The sequence below is a fragment of the Bilifractor porci genome (assembly GCF_009696005.1).
In the GTDB taxonomy this organism is placed as follows: Bacteria; Bacillota; Clostridia; order Lachnospirales; family Lachnospiraceae; genus Bilifractor; species Bilifractor porci.
This window is the reverse complement of the sequence record NZ_VUMV01000003.1, coordinates 194,390-213,079: the sequence shown is the minus strand read 5'-3', so window position 1 is coordinate 213,079 and position 18,690 is coordinate 194,390. Positions and strand designations below refer to the sequence as shown.

At 52.8% G+C, this 18,690-nt stretch carries 14 protein-coding genes; 9 read left to right on the top strand and 5 right to left on the bottom strand.

Features of this window, described 5'->3' with window-relative positions:
* The first annotated feature begins 8 nt into the window (after positions 1-8).
* Positions 9-713, top strand: coding sequence for an ABC transporter ATP-binding protein (locus FYJ60_RS06060; RefSeq protein ID WP_154457771.1), 705 nt, complete (start codon positions 9-11; stop codon positions 711-713).
* Between the two features lie 2 nt (positions 714-715).
* Positions 716-1,387, top strand: coding sequence for a CBS and ACT domain-containing protein (locus FYJ60_RS06055; RefSeq protein WP_154457770.1), 672 nt, complete (start codon positions 716-718; stop codon positions 1,385-1,387).
* Positions 1,388-1,570: 183 nt separating this feature from the next.
* On the opposite strand, the gene FYJ60_RS06050 is transcribed toward FYJ60_RS06055, so the two are convergent.
* Both FYJ60_RS06050 and FYJ60_RS12460 read right to left on the bottom strand, forming a co-directional pair.
* A complete protein-coding gene (locus FYJ60_RS06050; RefSeq protein WP_154457769.1) occupies positions 1,571-2,440 on the bottom strand; it encodes a carbon-nitrogen hydrolase family protein in 870 nt (289 codons plus the stop codon).
* Positions 2,441-2,472: 32 nt separating this feature from the next.
* Positions 2,473-6,399 carry an ABC transporter ATP-binding protein/permease gene (locus tag FYJ60_RS12460; RefSeq protein ID WP_205838979.1) on the bottom strand — a complete coding sequence of 1,309 codons (3,927 nt, stop codon included), beginning with the start codon at positions 6,397-6,399 and terminating at the stop codon, positions 2,473-2,475.
* 308 nt (positions 6,400-6,707) lie between these two features.
* Here FYJ60_RS12460 and FYJ60_RS06040 point away from each other — a divergent pair, with 308 nt between their 5' ends.
* From FYJ60_RS06040 to FYJ60_RS06030, 3 genes are all read left to right on the top strand, one after another.
* Positions 6,708-8,321: a DUF2252 domain-containing protein gene (locus FYJ60_RS06040; RefSeq protein WP_205838978.1), complete on the top strand. Its 1,614-nt coding sequence runs from the start codon at positions 6,708-6,710 to the stop codon at positions 8,319-8,321.
* A 278-nt stretch (positions 8,322-8,599) separates the two neighbouring features.
* Complete coding sequence (locus FYJ60_RS06035; protein ID WP_235903344.1) at positions 8,600-9,742, top strand: sodium ion-translocating decarboxylase subunit beta; 1,143 nt, start codon at positions 8,600-8,602, stop codon at positions 9,740-9,742.
* A 24-nt stretch (positions 9,743-9,766) separates the two neighbouring features.
* Complete coding sequence (locus FYJ60_RS06030) at positions 9,767-9,937, top strand: OadG-related small transporter subunit (protein ID WP_154457767.1); 171 nt, start codon at positions 9,767-9,769, stop codon at positions 9,935-9,937.
* Here FYJ60_RS06030 and FYJ60_RS06025 read toward each other — a convergent pair whose 3' ends face one another.
* Entirely contained in the window at positions 9,938-11,296 is a 1,359-nt protein-coding gene (locus FYJ60_RS06025; protein ID WP_235903343.1) for an MATE family efflux transporter, read from the bottom strand. It lies immediately after the preceding gene.
* Positions 11,297-11,519: 223 nt separating this feature from the next.
* On the opposite strand from FYJ60_RS06025, the gene FYJ60_RS06020 reads away from it, so the two are divergent.
* The 3 genes from FYJ60_RS06020 (at position 11,520) to pckA (ending at position 16,577) form a co-directional block, all read left to right on the top strand.
* Entirely contained in the window at positions 11,520-11,930 is a 411-nt protein-coding gene (locus FYJ60_RS06020; protein WP_154457766.1) for a metal-sensing transcriptional repressor, read from the top strand.
* A gap of 25 nt (positions 11,931-11,955) precedes the next feature.
* A complete protein-coding gene (locus tag FYJ60_RS06015; protein WP_154457765.1) occupies positions 11,956-14,619 on the top strand; it encodes a heavy metal translocating P-type ATPase in 2,664 nt (887 codons plus the stop codon).
* A 353-nt stretch (positions 14,620-14,972) separates the two neighbouring features.
* Complete coding sequence (gene pckA / locus FYJ60_RS06010; RefSeq protein ID WP_154457764.1) at positions 14,973-16,577, top strand: phosphoenolpyruvate carboxykinase (ATP); 1,605 nt, start codon at positions 14,973-14,975, stop codon at positions 16,575-16,577.
* Positions 16,578-16,617: 40 nt separating this feature from the next.
* On the opposite strand, the gene FYJ60_RS06005 is transcribed toward pckA, so the two are convergent.
* Positions 16,618-17,091 (bottom strand): acyl-CoA thioesterase, encoded by a 474-nt coding sequence (locus tag FYJ60_RS06005; protein WP_154457763.1) that lies wholly within the window; start codon positions 17,089-17,091, stop codon positions 16,618-16,620.
* A 384-nt stretch (positions 17,092-17,475) separates the two neighbouring features.
* On the opposite strand from FYJ60_RS06005, the gene FYJ60_RS06000 reads away from it, so the two are divergent.
* A complete protein-coding gene (locus FYJ60_RS06000) occupies positions 17,476-17,982 on the top strand; it encodes a hypothetical protein (protein ID WP_154457762.1) in 507 nt (168 codons plus the stop codon).
* A 29-nt stretch (positions 17,983-18,011) separates the two neighbouring features.
* Here FYJ60_RS06000 and FYJ60_RS05995 read toward each other — a convergent pair whose 3' ends face one another.
* A complete protein-coding gene (locus FYJ60_RS05995) occupies positions 18,012-18,410 on the bottom strand; it encodes a 4Fe-4S binding protein (protein WP_154457761.1) in 399 nt (132 codons plus the stop codon).
* Positions 18,411-18,690: the final 280 nt, after the last annotated feature.

Genomic DNA, 18,690 nt, shown 5'->3' with positions numbered 1-18,690 from the left:
AATGCGCTATGCTGAAAGTTGAAAATCTGAAAGTGCGCTATGGAATGATCGAAGCCATCAAGGGTATTTCCTTTGAGGTCAGAGACGGAGAAATCGTAACGCTGATCGGCGCAAATGGTGCGGGCAAAACAACAACCATGCACGCGATTTCAGGGCTGCTTAAGCCTGCGTCGGGCTCTATTACCATGGACGGACAGGATCTGGTGAAGATGCCGTCTCACAAAATTGTCTCCCTGGGACTTGCCCAGGTGCCGGAGGGGCGGCGGGTTTTTGCACAGCAGACGGTAGAGGAAAACCTGATTCTGGGCGCCTATACCCGGAGAGACAAGGCGGGAATCGCGAAGGATCAGGAAAGGGTATTTGATCTTTTTCCGCGGCTGAAGGAACGGCGTACACAGCTTGCCGGAACGCTTTCCGGAGGAGAGCAGCAGATGCTGGCAATGGGGCGCGCGCTGATGGCAAAGCCGAAGCTGGTTCTTATGGACGAACCGTCGATGGGACTTTCCCCTCTGCTGGTAAAGGAAATTTTTCATATTATTGAGGACATCAATAAGCAAGGCACAACGGTGCTGCTGGTGGAGCAGAATGCGCGTATGGCGCTTGCGATTGCCGACAGAGCCTATGTGCTGGAAACCGGAAAGATCACGCTGGAGGGAACCGGCGAGGAGCTGGCGAAGGATGAGCGTGTAAGAAAGGCATACCTGGGAGGTTAATTATGTTTGTAAAAGATCATATGACAAAGAATCCCGCGGTAATTAAAAGGGATGTTTCTCTTCTTAAGGCAACAGATATCATGGGCAAGGGAGGCTTTCACCGATTACCCGTGGTGGACGATGAAGGACACCTGATTGGTCTGGTAACAGGAGGCCTGGTAAAGGAAAAATCCGGAGCAGACCGTACGTCGCTTTCCATCTATGAGCTGAACTATCTGCTTACGCGCACGACTGTGGGCGATATTATGATTAAAGATGTTAAAACAATCGGACCGGATGTTTTTCTGGAAGAGGCTTCCGGCCTTATGGCAGATAATGACATCTCTGTTCTTCCGGTAGTGGATGAAGACGGAAAAGTTCTTGGAATTATCACGGATCGAGATATTTACCGTGCGTTTATTGATCTGACGGGCTACCGTAAACCGGGAACACGGTTTGTCGTGTCCTGCGAGGACAGACCCGGTCAGTTCCTGAAGGTGGCGCAGTTGTTTGCCCAGGAGAACGCAAACCTGGAGAATATAGCTGTTTTCCACACGGAGCGAGGTGTTGAAATTGAAATCAAGGCAACCGGGGAAGTTTCGGTAGAACAGATGACCAAGGTTCTGCAGGGCGGAGGCTTTCAGGTCACCAATGTCCTTCAGCGGAATGCCGACGGTACGTGCGTAAGGTTCTAAAGTTTAAAGAAGTCCGGCGTCTTGCTGAAAGACGCCGGACTTTTCATCTGCATGCAGAATCGATTTTTTTATAGTGAATCACACAGAAAACGCAGAAAGAGAGCCGGATTGTTTTTCCTGCCTGGAGGCTGGCCGGCAGCGCGTCAGCGCCGCTTCTCTGCAGCATGGCACCTTCCGGAGCAATTACGCATAAAATTCCGGCCGGCGGAGGTTCAGATACGGGCGCTGTCTGCGCGCGTCGCGCGCCTTCTCCGGATCCAGATCGGCAATTAGAAGCTCCTCCTGTGCGCCTGCTTTTGCAATTACATTTCCATCTGGATCTACAATCAGGGATTCACCGGCGAAGTCCATGGCTGCTTCTTTCCCGACCCGGTTGCACATGGCAATGTAGCAGCAGTTCTGGTAGGCCTGTACGCGGATTTCCTGCTCAAACATTTCCATGGGTTCGGACTTTACGTTGGCTGTGGGAATCAGAATCAGTTCCGCGCCGAGAAGCGCCTCCGTCCGTATGCTTTCCGGATAATGTCTGTCAAAGCAGACAACAATTCCTGCTTTCATTCCTTCTGTTTCATAAACATGAAAGCCGTCATCCGACGGGGTGTAATAGTCCTGCTCATAAAACAGGGGGGTCTGGGCGACGTGAACCATTTTCTGGCATCCGATGACGCGGCCCTCCCTGTCGATCAGGAAGCTGGCGTCGTATTTTTTACCTCCGGCGATGCTGCCATTCTCTTCCTGTGTTCTGTCCGATGTGCGCTCGTTCTTTGCCTGAAAATAAAAGTTCGGGGAAGCCATGATGTGGTTCTGACGGCAGAGTTCCCGGAAAGTCTGAAAAACCGGATCGTCTTCGGTGATTGCTTCCGGCCCGGTGAGCCCGCCGCAGCAGCCTCCCGGGTTTGCTGGAAACTGGGCGAAGAAGGGGGAAAGCTGCACCTCCGGATAGAGGATCAGATCCGCCTGTTTTCCGGCAGCTGTCTCCAGAAGCTTCAGGCTGTGGATCAGGTTGTCTGTTTTGTCACTGCTCATTTTCATCTGCGCGAGAGCAAGTCTCATAACAATTTCCTTTCTTATGCAAAATGATGCTGTTATTCTGAGCGGAGCGCCGCAACGGGGTCGCTGCGCGCGGCCTGCCCGGAAGGAATCAGTCCTGCCAGCAAGGTCAGGAAAACAGAGAGAAGAATCAGTCCTGCCGCCATCAGGGGAGGCAGGGCTGCGCGGATCATCTGTCCGGTTTTCTGCCGGATCAGTGCGGTCGCCAAGGGAACCAGGGCATAGGTGATGCCGATGCCCAGGCACCCGGACAGAAATCCGGTAATAGAAGTTTCCGCGTTAAACACCTCTCTTACATTGTGGCGGGAGGCGCCGATGGCACGCAGGATACCGATTTCTTTTTTGCGCTCCAGCACACTGATATAGGTAATTACTCCGATCATGATGGAAGAGACGACCAGGGAGATGGATACGAACGCCATCAGGATGCGGCTGACGGAGTCAATGATATCGGTCACGGACTGCATCATGGTGGCCACCACATCGGAATAGGTGATAACCTTGTCTTTTTCTCCGCTGCTCTTCCTGGCATTGTTGTAGTCCGTGATTAAATCAGCGATTTTGTTCTTGGCGCTGAAATCTTCCGGGTAGATCAGAATCTCTGCGGGACTTTCCGGATCTGCCCAGCCAAATTCGGTCAGGTTGCCTGTCAGAGTCGCCTTTCCGCTGTTCAGAAAAGAGGTCAGGATGGACTGCAGCTCGGAAACCCCTGCGTCCACACGGATGGCCTTTCGGAACAGGTCTTCATTTACCGTAAAGAAATCGCCGATATTCCGGTTTATATATTCCGCGATCTGCGGGTAATCGCCGGAAATGGTGTCAAGGACGATCTGTTTTGCCTGGGAGGCGGTTTTTTCGGTGAAAGACTGAAGCTTCTGGGCGGCCATACGGTTGATTTTTTCTGTTATGCCCTGCGCTGTCTGGCCGGCCGCATCAGACAGTTTTTCTTTTACCGCGTCGGAGACGGCACGCTGCAGGCCGCTTTCGCTGATGACGGAGGAAACAGCGGCCATTACCGTGTTCTGTGCGTCTTCTGTAGAAAGGTAATCCGTCAGGCTTCCGGTCAGGTTATCCGCCAGTCGGCGGCTTAGATCGGAAAGATTCGGCATGGTGTTTTGCGCCGCGTAGCTGTCGAAGGACTGTGCCAGCGCGTCCGCCAGCTGCAACAGCTGGTCTTTACTAAGGGCGGCAGCCTGACTCGTCACAGAAGCCGCCAGGGCGCTGATCCGCTGCTGTCCTTCGCTGCCGGAGAGGTACAGCTGGATAACCAGGGGATTGTCCGCAGAGAGCTGGTCATCTGCCGGACGTTCTGCATTCTGCTGTGCCACCCATGTCAGATATGCCTGTATTTCCTCCTGCAGTATGGCCTGTATTTTTTCCGGAGTGAACAGGGCCGCGTTCTGCCGGATGAAGTCCTGAAACTGTTCTTCTATTACGGATCGGGCGGCATCGGATTTCAGATACTCCGACACGTAATCGGTGACAGGGCGGAAAATTAATGCCAGGCTTTCTTCGTATGCCTTTCTTGTGTCCGGATCCTCCAGCTGCTTTCCGAGATAGGCCGTGTAGCCTTCTCCCAGCGCACGGACCGCGTTTTGAACGGCATCCCCGGAGAGACTGGCAGATGCTGCTTTCAGAATTTCCTTCAGATCATCCCCGGAAAGCTGCGGTATCTGCTTTTCCAGTTCATCCGGATCCAGAAAATCGTCCAGAGAAATACCGGATATTTCCGCTTCCGCCTCCTGGGAGGCGTACTGAATAATCTGCCCGGACATTTTATCAATCTCAGCGGACAGGTAATTCTGCATGGTATCGGAGTCCGCGGCATCGGTATTTACGTGAAATGCCTTCGCGACATCGTCGTGATCCAGGGTAATCATGCTGCCAAAGTCAAAAGCTCCGGACGAAGGATCCGAGAACTTCTTCCCGGTGAAGATGTTCGTATCCGGATCGGCAAGCTGGGCCTTTACCGGCTCACTCTGGCGCTCCTGTTTCATGATATCATTAACCAGCCCCCGCGGATAGCCGATTCCGGAGGAAAGCATCAGGTCAGACGCCCCGTTTTTCGGCTGGACGATTCCTACAATGGTCAGATCCTCCCCGTTTTGTATCAGGTTCTTCATGTAGGCCTCATTGTCTGTCTGGGAACTCCACACCTTCATCTGGCTGTCGTAGGTGTACGTGTCGCTGTTCAAAACCAGTTTGAAGGTTTTTCCGATAAAATCGCTGTATGTACAGATGACGGGGCTGCCGTCCCCGGAAGAGGAGGATACCGCAGAGGCCGAGTCCGAGGGTGAAGAAGAAGCGGCGGCGCTGCCGGAGGAGGAACTGCTTCCGGAGCTGTCCGCCCCGACTGCCGCGGCGGCATTCTGGGCAAAATCCAGAATGGAATTGCCGGAACCGGAGGAAAACTGCCGGATCATCTGCCGCAGTTCTTCCGGATCCAGGATGCCAAGCTCATAAAGCATGAAGTCGGAGGTCCGTCCGTCTCCGGTAAGGACCAGTACCAGCTCATGGTTGTTCCGCGGCCATCGTCCTGCCCTGACCTCGTAGGATGCCTCATAGAGGGACGGGTCAGACGGCATGGCGTGAAAAAGAGATTCCCCCACAAATCCGTTCATGAGGCTGCTGACATCAATAATGGAGGTCAGCATATCCGAGAGCATGCGGTTAGGGTTCAGCTGATCCGCGGATCCGTCCTTCTCCAGACGGTAGATTTGCGGCTCTATCCCGTAGTTGTATTCGATGTCTGCCGCGTAATCCGGTATTTCGGATTCTCCGCTTTCCAGGTACTTTTTGAAGGACGCCAGGTCATTTTTATTCATGCCGGTAAAAATGTTTTTGGCAAGGGTATTTACGGCTATTTCGTCTGAGCCGGAGGACACGTTCTCCTGCCCGGATGCCGTATTTGTGCTGCTGGCAAAAAGATTTCCGTAGCCCTCGGTCAGTAAGGAGGACCAGTCAATCCCGGTGGAATAAATTTCGATCGGGTACTGGGAGAGTGTGGCCTTCTCCGTTGCCTTTATGTATTGCTGCAGGCCTGTTTCGATCGCCATGATCAGCGCAATGCCGATAATGCCGATGGAACCGGCGAAGGCAACCATGAAGGTGCGCGCTTTTTTCGTCCGCAGGTTCTGAAAGCTGAGCGCAAGTGCGGTAAAAAAGGTCATGGAGGTCCGGCGGAAGCGTCCGTTTTTCACGGAATCTTGACGGAGGGGGTGTTCCTTTCCGGTATTGCTGTCTCCGGTATTCTTCTCCGATAAATCTTCCGGAGAAAAGCGGTTCTGGGGCAGATCCCGGCTCCCCGCAAAATGGCCGTCACGAATGGTGACGATCCGTGTAGCGTATTTTTCGGCCAGTTCGGGGTTATGTGTGACCATGACAACCAGACGCCTTCGGGAGACCTTCTTCAGCAGTTCCATAACCTGGATGCTGGTATCGCTGTCCAGGGCTCCGGTCGGCTCATCGGCAAGCACAATGCTGGGGTCGTTGACCAGCGCGCGGGCAATGGCCACTCGCTGCATCTGCCCGCCGGAGAGCTGGTTTGGTTTTTTGGACATATGGCTGCCAAGGCCGACGCGGAGCAGGGCGTCCTCTGCCCGGCGCTTGCGCTCCTCGCCGGTGATGCCGGAAATGGTAAGGGCAAGTTCGACATTGGACAGCACGCTCTGATGCATAATCAGGTTGTAATTCTGGAAGACAAAACCGACGGCGCGGTTTCGGTACGCGTCCCAGTCCCGGTCGGAGTAATTCCGGGTGGAAATGCCGTCAATAATCAAATCTCCGCTGTCATACCGGTCCAGGCCGCCGATGATATTCAGGAGCGTGGTCTTTCCGGATCCGGAGGGCCCCAGAATGGCGACGAATTCCATATCCGAAAGGGTGAGATTCACATGGTCCAGTGCCGTCTGGACGGAATCCCCTGTCCGATATTCTTTACATATGTTCCTGAGTTCAAGCATATCTGTTTCTCCCGACAGCCGGGTAATTGTTCCCCTGCGGTTCTTTCTGTTATGTGATGATGCCAATCCCAAAGGGCATAAACCGATCTTATCTGCATGAATCGGGGGATGGCCTCCTGTCCCTGCTGTCATCATTATATCCGAAAAGAGGCGGGAAGTCTGCTTACAGACGGGGAAAAATGTATCATCCGATCCGAACCGGGCGGATTCGGAAAAAGCGGATTGTCAAAAACAGGAGAACGGTTATAATTTCCATAGTGAAAAATAAGGGAAAATACAGAAGCAGGGGATGGAAGAAGGAAATGAAAATGAGCGTCAGCAGCGGGGAAGAGATCAAACAGGAAACTTTGCCGGGGACAGAGGTTCAGGAAAAGGAGAAGACAGAAAACGCGCAGACGGCAGGAAGGGAACCGGAAGGGACAGTGCTGGCACAGGCCTTGAAGCAGATCATCGGGACGGGCGCGCCTGTGTTTTCCTCAGAACGGGCAAAAAGAGCAGCCTTTTTGATCGGGCAGATACGGAATTCCATTGTAAAAGAAATTTCCGGAAGCGAGAGGTATCAGCCGGAGCAGGGGAAGGCACAGGGGAAGAACGCCCGGAAAACAATTTCCAGAACGGAGCTTGGCAAGTGGGACGTCTGGTCGGGGAGGAAAGACAAGATCCGTCTGATTTTCGGGCAGGAAAAAAACAGGGTGCAGGAACTTCTGCCTGTCCGGCATGAGAGAATGAGTGCGTCGCCGTTTGCTTTTTTGCGGGGAGCCGCCGTTATTATGGCATCCGATCTGGCGGAAAGCCCGGCAACGGGTATCCGGGTGCAGGCCTGCGGGGACGCGCATATCGCAAACTTCGGCATATTTGCCTCGCCGGAGCGCCATCTGGTTTTTGATCTGAATGATTTTGATGAGACGCTTCCCGCGCCCTGGGAATGGGATGTCAAGCGCATGATGGCCAGCATAGAGGTCTGCGGCAGGGACCGGAATTTTTCTGCGGAGACACGGACGCGGGCGCTTACGGAAGCGGCAGCCATGTATCGGGATTCTATGCGGCAGTATTCTTCTATGAGCGCGCTTGATGTCTGGTACGATCATGTGGACATGGAAATGCTTCACGAAAGGTATTCCGGGCAGATGCCGGAAATAAGCAGAGCCCTTCTGGAAAAAACACTGGAGAAGGCACTTGCGAAAAACCGGGAGAAGGCCGTGATGAAATACACGGAGATGGAGAACGGGCAGCTGCGCTTCCGCTCGGATCCTCCCAGGATTGTGCCGGTGAGGTCCATGCTGGATGAAAAAAACATGGGGGCTTCCGCCGATGAGGTGACAAAGATGCTGGGACATGTGCTGAAGCAGTACAGGCTCAGTCTCCCCAGGGAACGCCGTTACCTGGTAGACCAGTATGTGGTGCGGGATGCAGCGCGGAAGGTCGTAGGGGTGGGAAGCGTAGGCACCCGCTGCTGGCTGATCCTGCTGGAAGGCGGAGGGGGACACGATACGCTGGTCCTTCAGATCAAGGAAGCCAACGATTCCGTGCTGGAGCCCTATGCCGGAAAATCTGAATATCTGGAGCACGGCCGACGGGTGGTAGAAGGGCTTCGGGCAGCGCAGACCTACGGAGACATTCTGACCGGATGGGCGCGTATTCCGGATACGGACGGCAGGGAGCGGGATTATTATGTCCGCCAGTATTGGGATTATAAAGGGGCTTTTGACCTCACCAAAATAGAAGAGGCGGATTTCGCGGGGTACTGCGCGCTTTGCGCCAGAATACTTGCGCATGCCCATGCCAAGACCGGAAACCGTCACGCGATTGCCGGGTATATCGGTAAAAGCAGCAAGTTTACAGAGGCGATGATTCATTTTGCCGAAGCTTACGCGGACCAGAACGAGGAGGATTACAAAACTTTCCTCTCCGTGCTGGCATAAAACTTTTTTATCGGCGTATGGTATGTTTGCCTTGTGTCTGCCTAAAATTTTCCGGTTGCAATTTCAAGGGAAGTTTTGTAGAATAAGTGCCGTATTCAACAGACAGGGAGTAGCCTGCAGCGCTGCTGTGACCGGTTCCGTCAACACGGGAGAAATCTCCGAGACCGGTCTGAAGAGCTTCATATTTTTATGAAATCTTATGGCGAGACTTCTGTTGCAGCTTTTATGCTGCAGCGAAGTCCCGCCATTTTTGCGCGGATCACAGAAAGGAGTTTTTTATGCAGGAAATTTTAGGACTTTTCTCAAATGCGGGGAACATCACATGGCAGATGGTGGCCATGTGGATCATCGGCGGTGTCCTTATTTATCTGGGAATCGTAAAAAAAATGGAGCCGTCCCTGCTGGTGCCGATGGGATTCGGCGCCGTGCTGGTTAATCTGCCTATGTCGGGAGCCGTTACGCAGATGATCAACGGGGTGGTGACAGAAGGACCGCTGGACACATTGTTTAACGCGGGAATTGCCAACGAGCTGTTCCTTCTGCTGCTCTTTATCGGCATCGGGGCGATGATTGATTTTACGCCTCTTCTTGCCAATCCGCTGATGATGCTCTTTGGAGGAGCGGCGCAGTTTGGCATCTTCTTCACACTCAGTCTGGCAACACTGATGGGCTTCAGCCTCCAGGATGCGGCGTCTGTCGGCATTATCGGCGCGGCGGACGGACCGACCTCCATTTTTGTCGCGAATTATTTCGGGTCTAAATATCTGGGGGCGATTATTGTCGCGGCATATTCCTACATGGCGCTTGTGCCGATCATCCAGCCGGTGGTTATCCGCGCGGTGACAACAAAAAAAGAACGCAGGATGCATATGTCCTACAGTCCGCACAGCGTTTCCAAACCCGTAAAAATTCTTTTCCCGATCTGCATCACGATTGTGGCGGGAATTGTGGCACCCAGATCGGTCGCCCTGGTAGGCTTCCTGATGTTCGGAAACCTGGTCCGTGAGTGCGGCGTCCTGGATGCTCTTTCCGATACCGCCCAGCATTCGCTGGCAAACATTATTACGCTGATGCTCGGACTGACCGTGGCATCCCAGATGCGTGCGGAGGACTTTCTGAATGTCAGGACGCTGCTGATTCTTCTTCTGGGACTGGTTGCGTTTATTTTTGACACGGCAGGCGGCGTGCTTTTCGCGAAGCTTCTGAATCTGTTCCTTCCAAAAGATAAAAAGGTCAATCCGATGATCGGTGCCTGTGGAATTTCCGCGTTTCCGATGTCCGCAAGGGTCATCACCCAGATGGGCATGAAGGAGGATTCCTCCAATGTCCTGATCATGCAGGCCACCGGGGTAAATGTCTCCGGACAGATCGCGTCTGTTATTGCCGGCGGCCTGATCCTGAGCCTGGTTCCGCTTGTGTAAGCATTTTGACAAGGAGGTTAAGTCATGAGTACATTTGTAGAGTCACTGAAGATTATGGGTCTGGGGATGCTTGGAATATTCATTGTTACGCTTGTCCTGATTGCCATCATGATCCTGCTGACGAAGATCTTTCCCGCTAAAAAAGGGGACAGCACGGAAACCGTCCAGGATTCGGATGCCGGGAACCGGGGCTGATTACGCAAGCTTTTTTCTGCGCATGATGAAATACATCAGCTGGACGGAAATTCCGGTAATCGCCCAGGAAATGGGATAGGCCATCAAAAGGGTGGTGAATGTGTGGTGGGAGGCAAAAAAGGTGGCGATGTAAATGAGCCGGAACACGCAGGACCCGAAAATAACAACCAGGGTCGGCGCCATGCTGATTCCCATTCCACGGAGACAGCCGCCCGGAATTTCATAGGTGCCTGTCCCGATTTCCAGATTGGATACCCAGAACATGCGGACCACGGCAAAGGAAATGACTTCCGGATCCGTGGTGAAAAGCTGGAGCAGGATATCCTTTCCGAACCAGAAGGCCATGGACAGCGCGAAGGTCAGGGCCTCGCCCAGCAGCATGGACAGGACGTATACGCGTCGGCAGCGGTCGTATTTGCCTGCCCCGTAATTCTGCGCGGTAAAGGTCACGGCTGCCTGCGAAAAGGCATTTACGATGAAATAGGCCATGAATTCAAAATTCTGTCCGGCGGTCGAGCCCGCAATGGCGCTGGAGCCGAAAGAGTTGATCGCCCACTGGATCACCACGTTAGACAGGGAGAAAACCATTCCCTGCAGGCCGGCCGGAATGCCGATTCGGAAAAGGGTGGAGAGGTACTCCCTGTGGATTTTCAGATGACGCAGGGACAGGTGAAACTCCCCCTTCTCCCGGATCAGAAAAACGGTTACCAGCACAGAGCTGATGATATTCGAAATTACTGTGGCATAGGCCACTCCGTCAACAGACATGTGAAAACCGATCACAAAGAAAAGGTTCAGCCCGATATTGATCACGCCGGAGACAGCCAGTGCGATCAGCGGTCTGGCGGAATCTCCGCGTGCCCGGAGAATAGCCGAGCCGAAGTTGTAAATCATAATAAAAGGCGTCGCGAAAAAGTAAATCCGCAGGTACAGCAGGGCAAGGCCCATGACATCCTCCGGCGTGCCCATGGCTGAAAGGAGAGGCCTCGCGACAAGCTCTCCGGTCGGCAGAAGAATCAGTCCGCTGAGGATGGCAACCAGGTAGATGGTGGAAACTGCTTCCCGGATTTTTTCTTTTTTTCCCTGGCCGATCAGCATGCCGATGACGACGTTGACGCCAAGAGAAAGCCCGACAAACAGGGAAACAATCAGATTGATCGGCGCACTGTTATCCCCCACGGCTGCCAGCGCCGTAGAACTGGAAAAACGGCCGACCACCGCCAGGTCCGCACTGTTAAAAAGCTGCTGCAGAATACTGGTCAGGGCCAGCGGCAGAGAAAACAGGAAAATTTTACCCGCCAGCGGTCCGTTCAGCATATCCATATCGTGAGAACGCATTTTCTCTTCTTTTGTATCCATTCTATTCTCTTCTCCAAATACTCATGCAAGAAATTTTGACGCAATTCCCGCCCCTGGTATCATTATAATATCATGTCGGGGAAAAAATTACAGGGTTCCTGTGAATTTGCCCTTGACATATACCCCCAAAGGGTATATTCTATGCTCACATGATACCCACCAGGGGTATATAAACATATGCATACATACAGAGCTGGCATGCGGCGGGGGAAAGGAAAAGATTATGGCGGTTGAAAAAAAGCCGGGAGCAGAAATCATTTCTGCTGCGGAACACGGGGCAGACGGGTCAGAACGGGAATGCTGTACAGACGGCGGAGCGCTGCAGGCGGCACAGGAGGAATCCTGCTGCGGCAGCGGAAGGCATAAAAAGAGAACACCACAGGAGCAGAAAGCACTTCTGACCAGACTGAAACGGGTGGAAGGCCAGATCCGGGGAATCGAAAAGATGGTAGAAAATGATGCCTACTGCCCGGATATTCTGATTCAGGTGTCGGCGGCTACAAGCGCGCTGAACAGCTTTAACAAGGTTCTTCTGGGATGTCATATCCGCGGCTGTGTAGTTCATGACATTCAGGAAGGAAAGGATGAGACGATAGACGAGCTTTGTGAAGTGCTGCAGAAGCTGATGAAATGAGGCGGCGGAAGAGAGGGACAGAGCAATGAAGCAATTTACGGTAACAGGAATGACATGCGCGTCCTGCCAGGCCCATGTGGAAAAAGCTGTGGCGAAGGTACCGGGGGTTTCCTCCGTTACGGTATCGCTGCTTACAAATTCCATGGCTGTGGACGGTACGGCAGGAGATTCGGAAATTGTAAAAGCTGTGGAGAACGCCGGGTACGGCGCGGCACCCCGGGAAGAAACGGTTCAGAAGGAAAGCGCGAGCGCGAAGCTGGCGGCAGAAGAGGATGCCCTGAAGGACAGAGAGACACCAAAGCTTGTCAGACGTCTGGTGCTTTCGGTAGGCTTCCTTCTGGTCCTGATGTATATCACGATGGGACACAATATGTGGGGATGGCCGGTTCCGTTCTTTCTGGTTCATAACCATATCGGCCTGGCGGTCATCCAGATGCTTCTGGCCATTGTCGTCATGATAATCAACCGGGCATTTTTTACCTCCGGCTTTAAGTCGCTGGCGCACCGTGCCCCGAATATGGATACGCTGGTAGCCCTGGGCTCCGGTGTGTCGTTCGGCTGGTCCCTGTATATTCTGCTAAAGATGACGTATCTGGCAACAACAGGGACCGCGAATGCGGACCTGATGCCCATCTATCATAATGAACTTTATTTTGAGTCGGCTGCCATGATTCCCGCCCTGATCACTGTGGGTAAGACGCTGGAATCTCTTTCCAAGGGCCGTACTACAGACGCGCTGAAGAATTTAATGAAGCTTGCGCCCAGGACCGCTGTTGTAGAGCGGAACGGAGAGCAGGTGCAGGTGGGAATTGACGAGGTGCAGGTGGGAGACATTTTTGTCGTAAAGCCGGGAGAGTCCATCCCGGTGGACGGTGTGATTATCGAAGGGACAACCGCGGTAGACGAGTCGGCGCTGACAGGGGAATCCATCCCGGTGGACAAAGGCGTGGATGACAGCGTTTCTGCGGCCACCATCAACCAGTCCGGGTTTATCCGGGCAAGAGCGGCAAGAATCGGGGAGGACACGACATTTTCCCAGATCATCCAGATGGTCAGCGACGCGGCGGCGACAAAAGCGCCGATTGCCCGTGTGGCGGACAAGGTTTCCGGTATCTTCGTGCCGGCCATTATCCTGATTGCCGCGGCGGTTCTTGTGATATGGATGTTTGCCGGCGGCGGTCTGGCCTATTCCCTGGAGCGCGCCATCAGCGTGCTGGTGATTGCCTGCCCCTGCGCCCTCGGCCTTGCGACTCCGGTCGCCATCATGGTAGGAAATGGAATGGGAGCCAAAAACGGCGTCCTTTTCAAGACTTCCGAAGCGCTGGAAAATGCCGGAAAGGTGCAGATTATCGCGCTGGACAAGACAGGAACGATTACAGCCGGAAAGCCGCAGGTAACCGACATGATTCCGGCAGAAGGAGTGACAGAAGAAGAACTTCTGGAGAGCGCCTATGCGCTGGAGAGAAAATCGGAGCACCCGCTGGCAAGGGCGGTTGTGGAAGCAGCCCAGGCAAAAAAAATAGCCGGACAGGAGGTAACGGATTTCGAGGCCCTGGCAGGCCACGGGTTAAAAGGCCGTCTGCAGGGACATCTCCTCTATGGAGGATCGGAGAAGTTTATTTCCGGGCGGACGGAGATTCCCGAGGCCATCCGGGCAAAGGCGAGGGATCTGGCCGGGCAGGGAAAGACACCCCTGTTTTTTGAAAGCGACGGGAAGCTGACCGGCATTATTGCCGTGGCGGATGTCATCAAGGATGACTCCGCCCAGGCGGTCAGGGAAATGCAGAATATGGGAATTGAAGTGGTCATGCTGACCGGCGATAATGAGAGGACGGCAAAGGCCATCGGCAGCCAGGCCGGGGTGGACAGAGTCATTGCCGGCGTTCTTCCGGAAGGAAAGGAATCTGTCATCCGGGAGCTGCAGAAACGCGGCAGGGTGGCCATGGTCGGAGACGGCATTAACGATGCGCCTGCACTTACAAGGGCAGACACAGGGATCGCCATCGGCGCCGGTACAGATGTCGCCATAGATTCCGCGGATATCGTACTGATGAACTCAAAGCTTACGGACGTATCGGCCGCGATCCGCCTGAGCAGGGCGACACTCCGGAATATACATGAGAACCTGTTCTGGGCGTTTGCCTACAACGTCATTCTGATTCCCATGGCGGCAGGGCTGTATCCGGGAATTCACATGAATCCTATGTGGGGTGCGGCGGCCATGTCTCTTTCCAGCTTTACGGTCTGCATGAATGCGCTGCGGCTGAACCTGTTCAAAGTGCACAGCCCGTCGCATGACAGACCGATGCGGCACAGGGCGCTTCCGGAAACCGCCGGAGGAGCAGAAGAAAGAGAGAACGCCGCGGATAAAATTTTAGGGAATAATCCGGACGGGGAAGCAGCAGGTGCTGCCGCAGGCCCGGATGATTCATATCATAAGGTTGTGAAGGACAAAGAAGAAAACAAGGAGGATAAGAACATGACAGAGACAATCAAAGTAGAGGGAATGATGTGCGGCAACTGCGAAAAACACGTAAAGAACGCGCTGGAGGCACTGGACGGAGTGACTTCCGCGGAGGTTTCACGCACCAGCGGACAGGCTGTCCTGACGTTAAGCAAGGCGGTAGATGAGGCAGTCCTGAAAAAAGCTGTGGAGGACGCCGGCTATCAGTTCACAGGAATCGCCTGAGAAAGAATACCCTTATTTTCCCGGAACTGCTGCTTTTCCTTTTGCGGAAGGAGGCGGCAGTTCTTTTGTGTGTCATAAAAGCGTCTTGCTGTGGTTTTCGTTCTGGGAGGGATGAGAAGATGTCTCGAAGTTCGTCAAAATCCGCAAGGAATCCCGGCATTTCCTGAATTCTTCGTGCATTTTTCCGATTGTCAATCTGGTGACAATCTCAGAGGATTCATGTATAATCGGTAACGGAACCATTTTTTGTATTAGTTTCAGTGCAAAAGCAGAAAGCTGCAGGCATAGAAGTCCGGAACGCCCTGGGACGGGTCGGAGGAAGAACATGGAGCCTGCAAAGGAGGTTAACCAGAATGGCAAAGATTGATTTAAGCAAGTACGGCATTACAGGTACCCCGGAGATTGTGTACAATCCCTCCTACGAAGAACTGTTTGAGGAAGAGACAAAACCAGGTCTGACCGGTTATGAGAAGGGCCAGGTTACAGAGCTTGGCGCTGTTAATGTTATGACCGGTATTTACACCGGACGCTCTCCCAAAGATAAATTTATCGTTATGGATGAGAATTCCAGGGACACCGTGTGGTGGACATCTGACGAGTATAAGAATGACAATCATCCGGCTTCCGAGGAGACCTGGAAGGTTGTCAAGGAGATCGCCCAGAAGGAGCTTTCCAACAAGAAGCTCTATGTCGTGGACGGATTCTGCGGCGCCAATAAGGACACCAGAATGGCTGTCCGGTTTATCATGGAAGTTGCATGGCAGGCACATTTTGTCCGCAACATGTTCATCAAGCCGACCGCGGAGGAGCAGGAAAACTTCGAGCCGGATTTCGTTGTTTACAACGCGTCCAAGGCGAAGGTAACCAATTATAAAGAGCTGGGTCTGAATTCCGAGACGGCAGTCGTGTTCAATGTGACATCGAAAGAGCAGGTAATCATCAACACCTGGTATGGCGGAGAAATGAAAAAAGGAATGTTCTCTATGATGAACTACTTTATGCCGCTGAAGGGTATTGCGTCCATGCACTGCTCTGCCAATACCGACCTGGACGGAAAGAACACTGCTGTATTCTTCGGACTGTCCGGTACCGGAAAGACAACCCTTTCTACCGATCCGAAGCGTCTGCTGATCGGTGACGACGAGCACGGCTGGGACGACAACGGCGTGTTTAACTACGAGGGCGGATGCTATGCAAAGGTTATCAACCTGGACAAAGATTCCGAGCCGGATATCTACAACGCGATCCGGAGGGACGCCCTTCTGGAGAACGTAACGGTAGATGAGAACGGAAAGATCGATTTCGCGGACAAGAGTGTTACCGAGAACACCCGTGTTTCCTATCCGATCGACCATATTGAAAAGATTGTAAAGCCGATTTCTCACGGACCGGCAGCGGAAAATGTCATCTTCCTTTCCGCAGATGCGTTTGGCGTACTTCCGCCGGTATCTGTCCTGACTCCGGAGCAGACAAAGTATTATTTCCTGTCCGGATTCACAGCAAAGCTCGCGGGAACTGAGCGCGGGATTACCGAGCCCACACCGACCTTCTCCGCATGCTTCGGCCAGGCTTTCCTGGAGCTGCATCCGACCAAATACGCGGAAGAACTCGTTAAGAGAATGGAGAAGAGCGGGGCAAAGGCTTATCTGGTGAACACCGGATGGAACGGAACCGGAAAACGTATCTCCATTAAGGATACCCGCGGGATTATCGACGCAATTCTTAACGGTGACGTTCAGAAGGCTCCGACCAAGAAGATTCCTTACTTCGATTTTGAGGTTCCGACCGAGCTTCCGGGCGTAGACAGCGGAATTCTGGATCCCCGTGACACCTATCAGGATGCTTCCGAGTGGGATGAGAAGGCCAAGGATTTGGCACAGAGATTTATTAAGAACTTTGCAAAGTATGAAGGAAACGAGGCAGGAAAGGCGCTGGTTGCAGCCGGCCCGAAGCTTTGATTCCTTTGCGGCATAAGGCAATAAGAAAAGAAGGGTTCTTTCAGAACCCTTCTTTTGCTCTCTGCAGCCTCATTTCTTTTCTTTTTATGGCTCCCTGCCAGTCTGCTTTCTGGCCTTCTCCCTCTATTTCAAGCCGGGGCACAGGCTTGGGTCTGTTGTTTTTATCCACGGCAACTTCAATAAAGTAGGCGCGGTTGATCGGACGGCGCATCCCGTCCAGGCTTTCTACATAAGTATCTACGCGTACTTCCATGGATGTCCGGCCGACATAGGTTATTCTGCCGATTAAGACAATCAGATCGTCCTGGTAGGCGCCGCGGATAAATTTCAGGTTGTCTACGGCGGCCGTCACAACATCGGATTCGGAGTGACGGATGGCGACCAGGCCGGCAACCTCGTCGATCCATTCCATCAGCCTTCCGCCGAAAAGTCTTCCCGCGCCGTTCAGGTGTTCCGGTCGAAGCTGAAAGATCTGCTCTACCATAGAATCGGATACCTTTTTTGTTTTCTGCATGTTGATGGTTTCCTTTCCTGCATTTTCACATATGAATTTCCCTTCAGTATAGTCCATTTCCGGTCTGACTTCTACGTCCTTCCCGATGAAAATCAGATTGCTTTTTTATTCTGCGGTGTATACGTGAAAATCGGATTGCATTCTTGTTCAGTGGTGTACACATGAAAAGCAGTCAGGATTCTGCTGCTGTGGTGTACGCGCGAAAATCGGATTGCTTTCTTCTTCTGCGGTGTATACAATGAATACGTAGAATCTGCCGCGCTGCTGCTTCGATCCGCGCAGGCAGGGTATCAGGGATATTCCGGCCGTCATGCCCCGCGGATGGACGCCGGGAAAGCCGGCACGCGGGTTCTGTAAAAGATCAAAGAAAGAGGAAACAACTTTATGGGAAAGACTGAAAAAATTCGTCCGGCGGATAAAATACAGGAACTTCAGCAGAGCCTGAAGGGACCGGAAATTACCACTCATCTGAATGATGAGGAGGGATATGAGTATCTGGAGAAAGGGCACGTCTGCATGGAGGTGCAGAATCCGGGAGCAGGGGATAACCTGTTTCTGGATGTGGAGGATCAGTTTACACTCAGCTTTGGGGAGTGGGATTCTCAGTATGCGGCGACAGAAGAGGATTTCCGGCTTCTCTGTGAAGATCTGAACCTTCTTCTGAACAGGAAGATGTATACAGTTGTCGTCTATGTAAAGGATGACTGGATCTGCTCCCTGACGGTCAGGGAAAAGGAAATACGCAAAAATAACCTGCTGGATCATATCAGGGATTTTCTGCATTCCGCAGACTGTGATGCCTTTATCGATCTGATGCAGAAGGAGGGCGCATCCATCCGCTGTACCTTCTGGGGCGAGAAAACAAAAAAGGTTCATCTCACCGGGAGATGAACCTTCGGAAGAACGGGGGGATACTCCCGTTATTCTTTTGTCTGAATTTCCAAAATTCCCATTGGGCAGGCCTTCGTACAGATCCCGCAGGCAATGCATTTGGTTGTGAAATCATTTTCCGGAACTTTCACCATAACCTGCATCGGGCAGACGGCAACGCATTCACCGCAGCCGTTGCAGAGCTTCTTATCAATGATAAATACTCCCTTGGCATTCTGAGAGATAGCGCCCTGCTTGCAGGTGCGCGCGCATTTTCCGCACTGGATACAGGTCTTGGGTACCGGCTCGCCATCCTTGCCGACTACAATCTGAATGCAGGATTTTGCGGGATCAGAGACCTTGTAAAATGCCTCGGAACAGGCCTGCGCGCACGCAAGACATGCCATGCAGGCGGTTTTGTCTGTTACCACCAGTTTTTTCTTCGCCATTGTCCAATTTCCTCCCTGGTTGTACAATAATTGTTGGTGCCGGCAGAACCGGCGTTTTGTTGATACCCATTCACACTCTTGTAAATATCTTAGTCTACCCGACAGGGGTTAGTCACTCCTAATTGTGGACAATGGTGTTTTTTCGGAAAAACAAGACATTAGGAATGGCAGAATTTCACAAATAACCGGAAAACAGGCCGGGTAAACCATGGAAAGGAACATACGTGGATGGTGTGGTGTTGTAAAGCAGAAAAAGAACTTTCTGTCATCAGGAGTGACA

What these genes read in the sequence shown, in the direction of transcription:
- FYJ60_RS06060 (WP_154457771.1), top strand. Translation starts at nt 9, where the DNA reads ATGCTGAAAGTTGAAAATCTGAAAGTGCGCTATGGAATGATCGAAGCC.
- FYJ60_RS06055 (WP_154457770.1), top strand. Translation starts at nt 716, where the DNA reads ATGTTTGTAAAAGATCATATGACAAAGAATCCCGCGGTAATTAAAAGG.
- FYJ60_RS06050 (WP_154457769.1), bottom strand. Translation starts at nt 2,440, where the DNA reads ATGAGACTTGCTCTCGCGCAGATGAAAATGAGCAGTGACAAAACAGAC.
- FYJ60_RS12460 (WP_205838979.1), bottom strand. Translation starts at nt 6,399, where the DNA reads ATGCTTGAACTCAGGAACATATGTAAAGAATATCGGACAGGGGATTCC.
- FYJ60_RS06040 (WP_205838978.1), top strand. Translation starts at nt 6,708, where the DNA reads ATGAGCGTCAGCAGCGGGGAAGAGATCAAACAGGAAACTTTGCCGGGG.
- FYJ60_RS06035 (WP_235903344.1), top strand. Translation starts at nt 8,600, where the DNA reads ATGCAGGAAATTTTAGGACTTTTCTCAAATGCGGGGAACATCACATGG.
- FYJ60_RS06030 (WP_154457767.1), top strand. Translation starts at nt 9,767, where the DNA reads ATGAGTACATTTGTAGAGTCACTGAAGATTATGGGTCTGGGGATGCTT.
- FYJ60_RS06025 (WP_235903343.1), bottom strand. Translation starts at nt 11,296, where the DNA reads ATGGATACAAAAGAAGAGAAAATGCGTTCTCACGATATGGATATGCTG.
- FYJ60_RS06020 (WP_154457766.1), top strand. Translation starts at nt 11,520, where the DNA reads ATGGCGGTTGAAAAAAAGCCGGGAGCAGAAATCATTTCTGCTGCGGAA.
- FYJ60_RS06015 (WP_154457765.1), top strand. Translation starts at nt 11,956, where the DNA reads ATGAAGCAATTTACGGTAACAGGAATGACATGCGCGTCCTGCCAGGCC.
- pckA (WP_154457764.1), top strand. Translation starts at nt 14,973, where the DNA reads ATGGCAAAGATTGATTTAAGCAAGTACGGCATTACAGGTACCCCGGAG.
- FYJ60_RS06005 (WP_154457763.1), bottom strand. Translation starts at nt 17,091, where the DNA reads ATGCAGAAAACAAAAAAGGTATCCGATTCTATGGTAGAGCAGATCTTT.
- FYJ60_RS06000 (WP_154457762.1), top strand. Translation starts at nt 17,476, where the DNA reads ATGGGAAAGACTGAAAAAATTCGTCCGGCGGATAAAATACAGGAACTT.
- FYJ60_RS05995 (WP_154457761.1), bottom strand. Translation starts at nt 18,410, where the DNA reads ATGGCGAAGAAAAAACTGGTGGTAACAGACAAAACCGCCTGCATGGCA.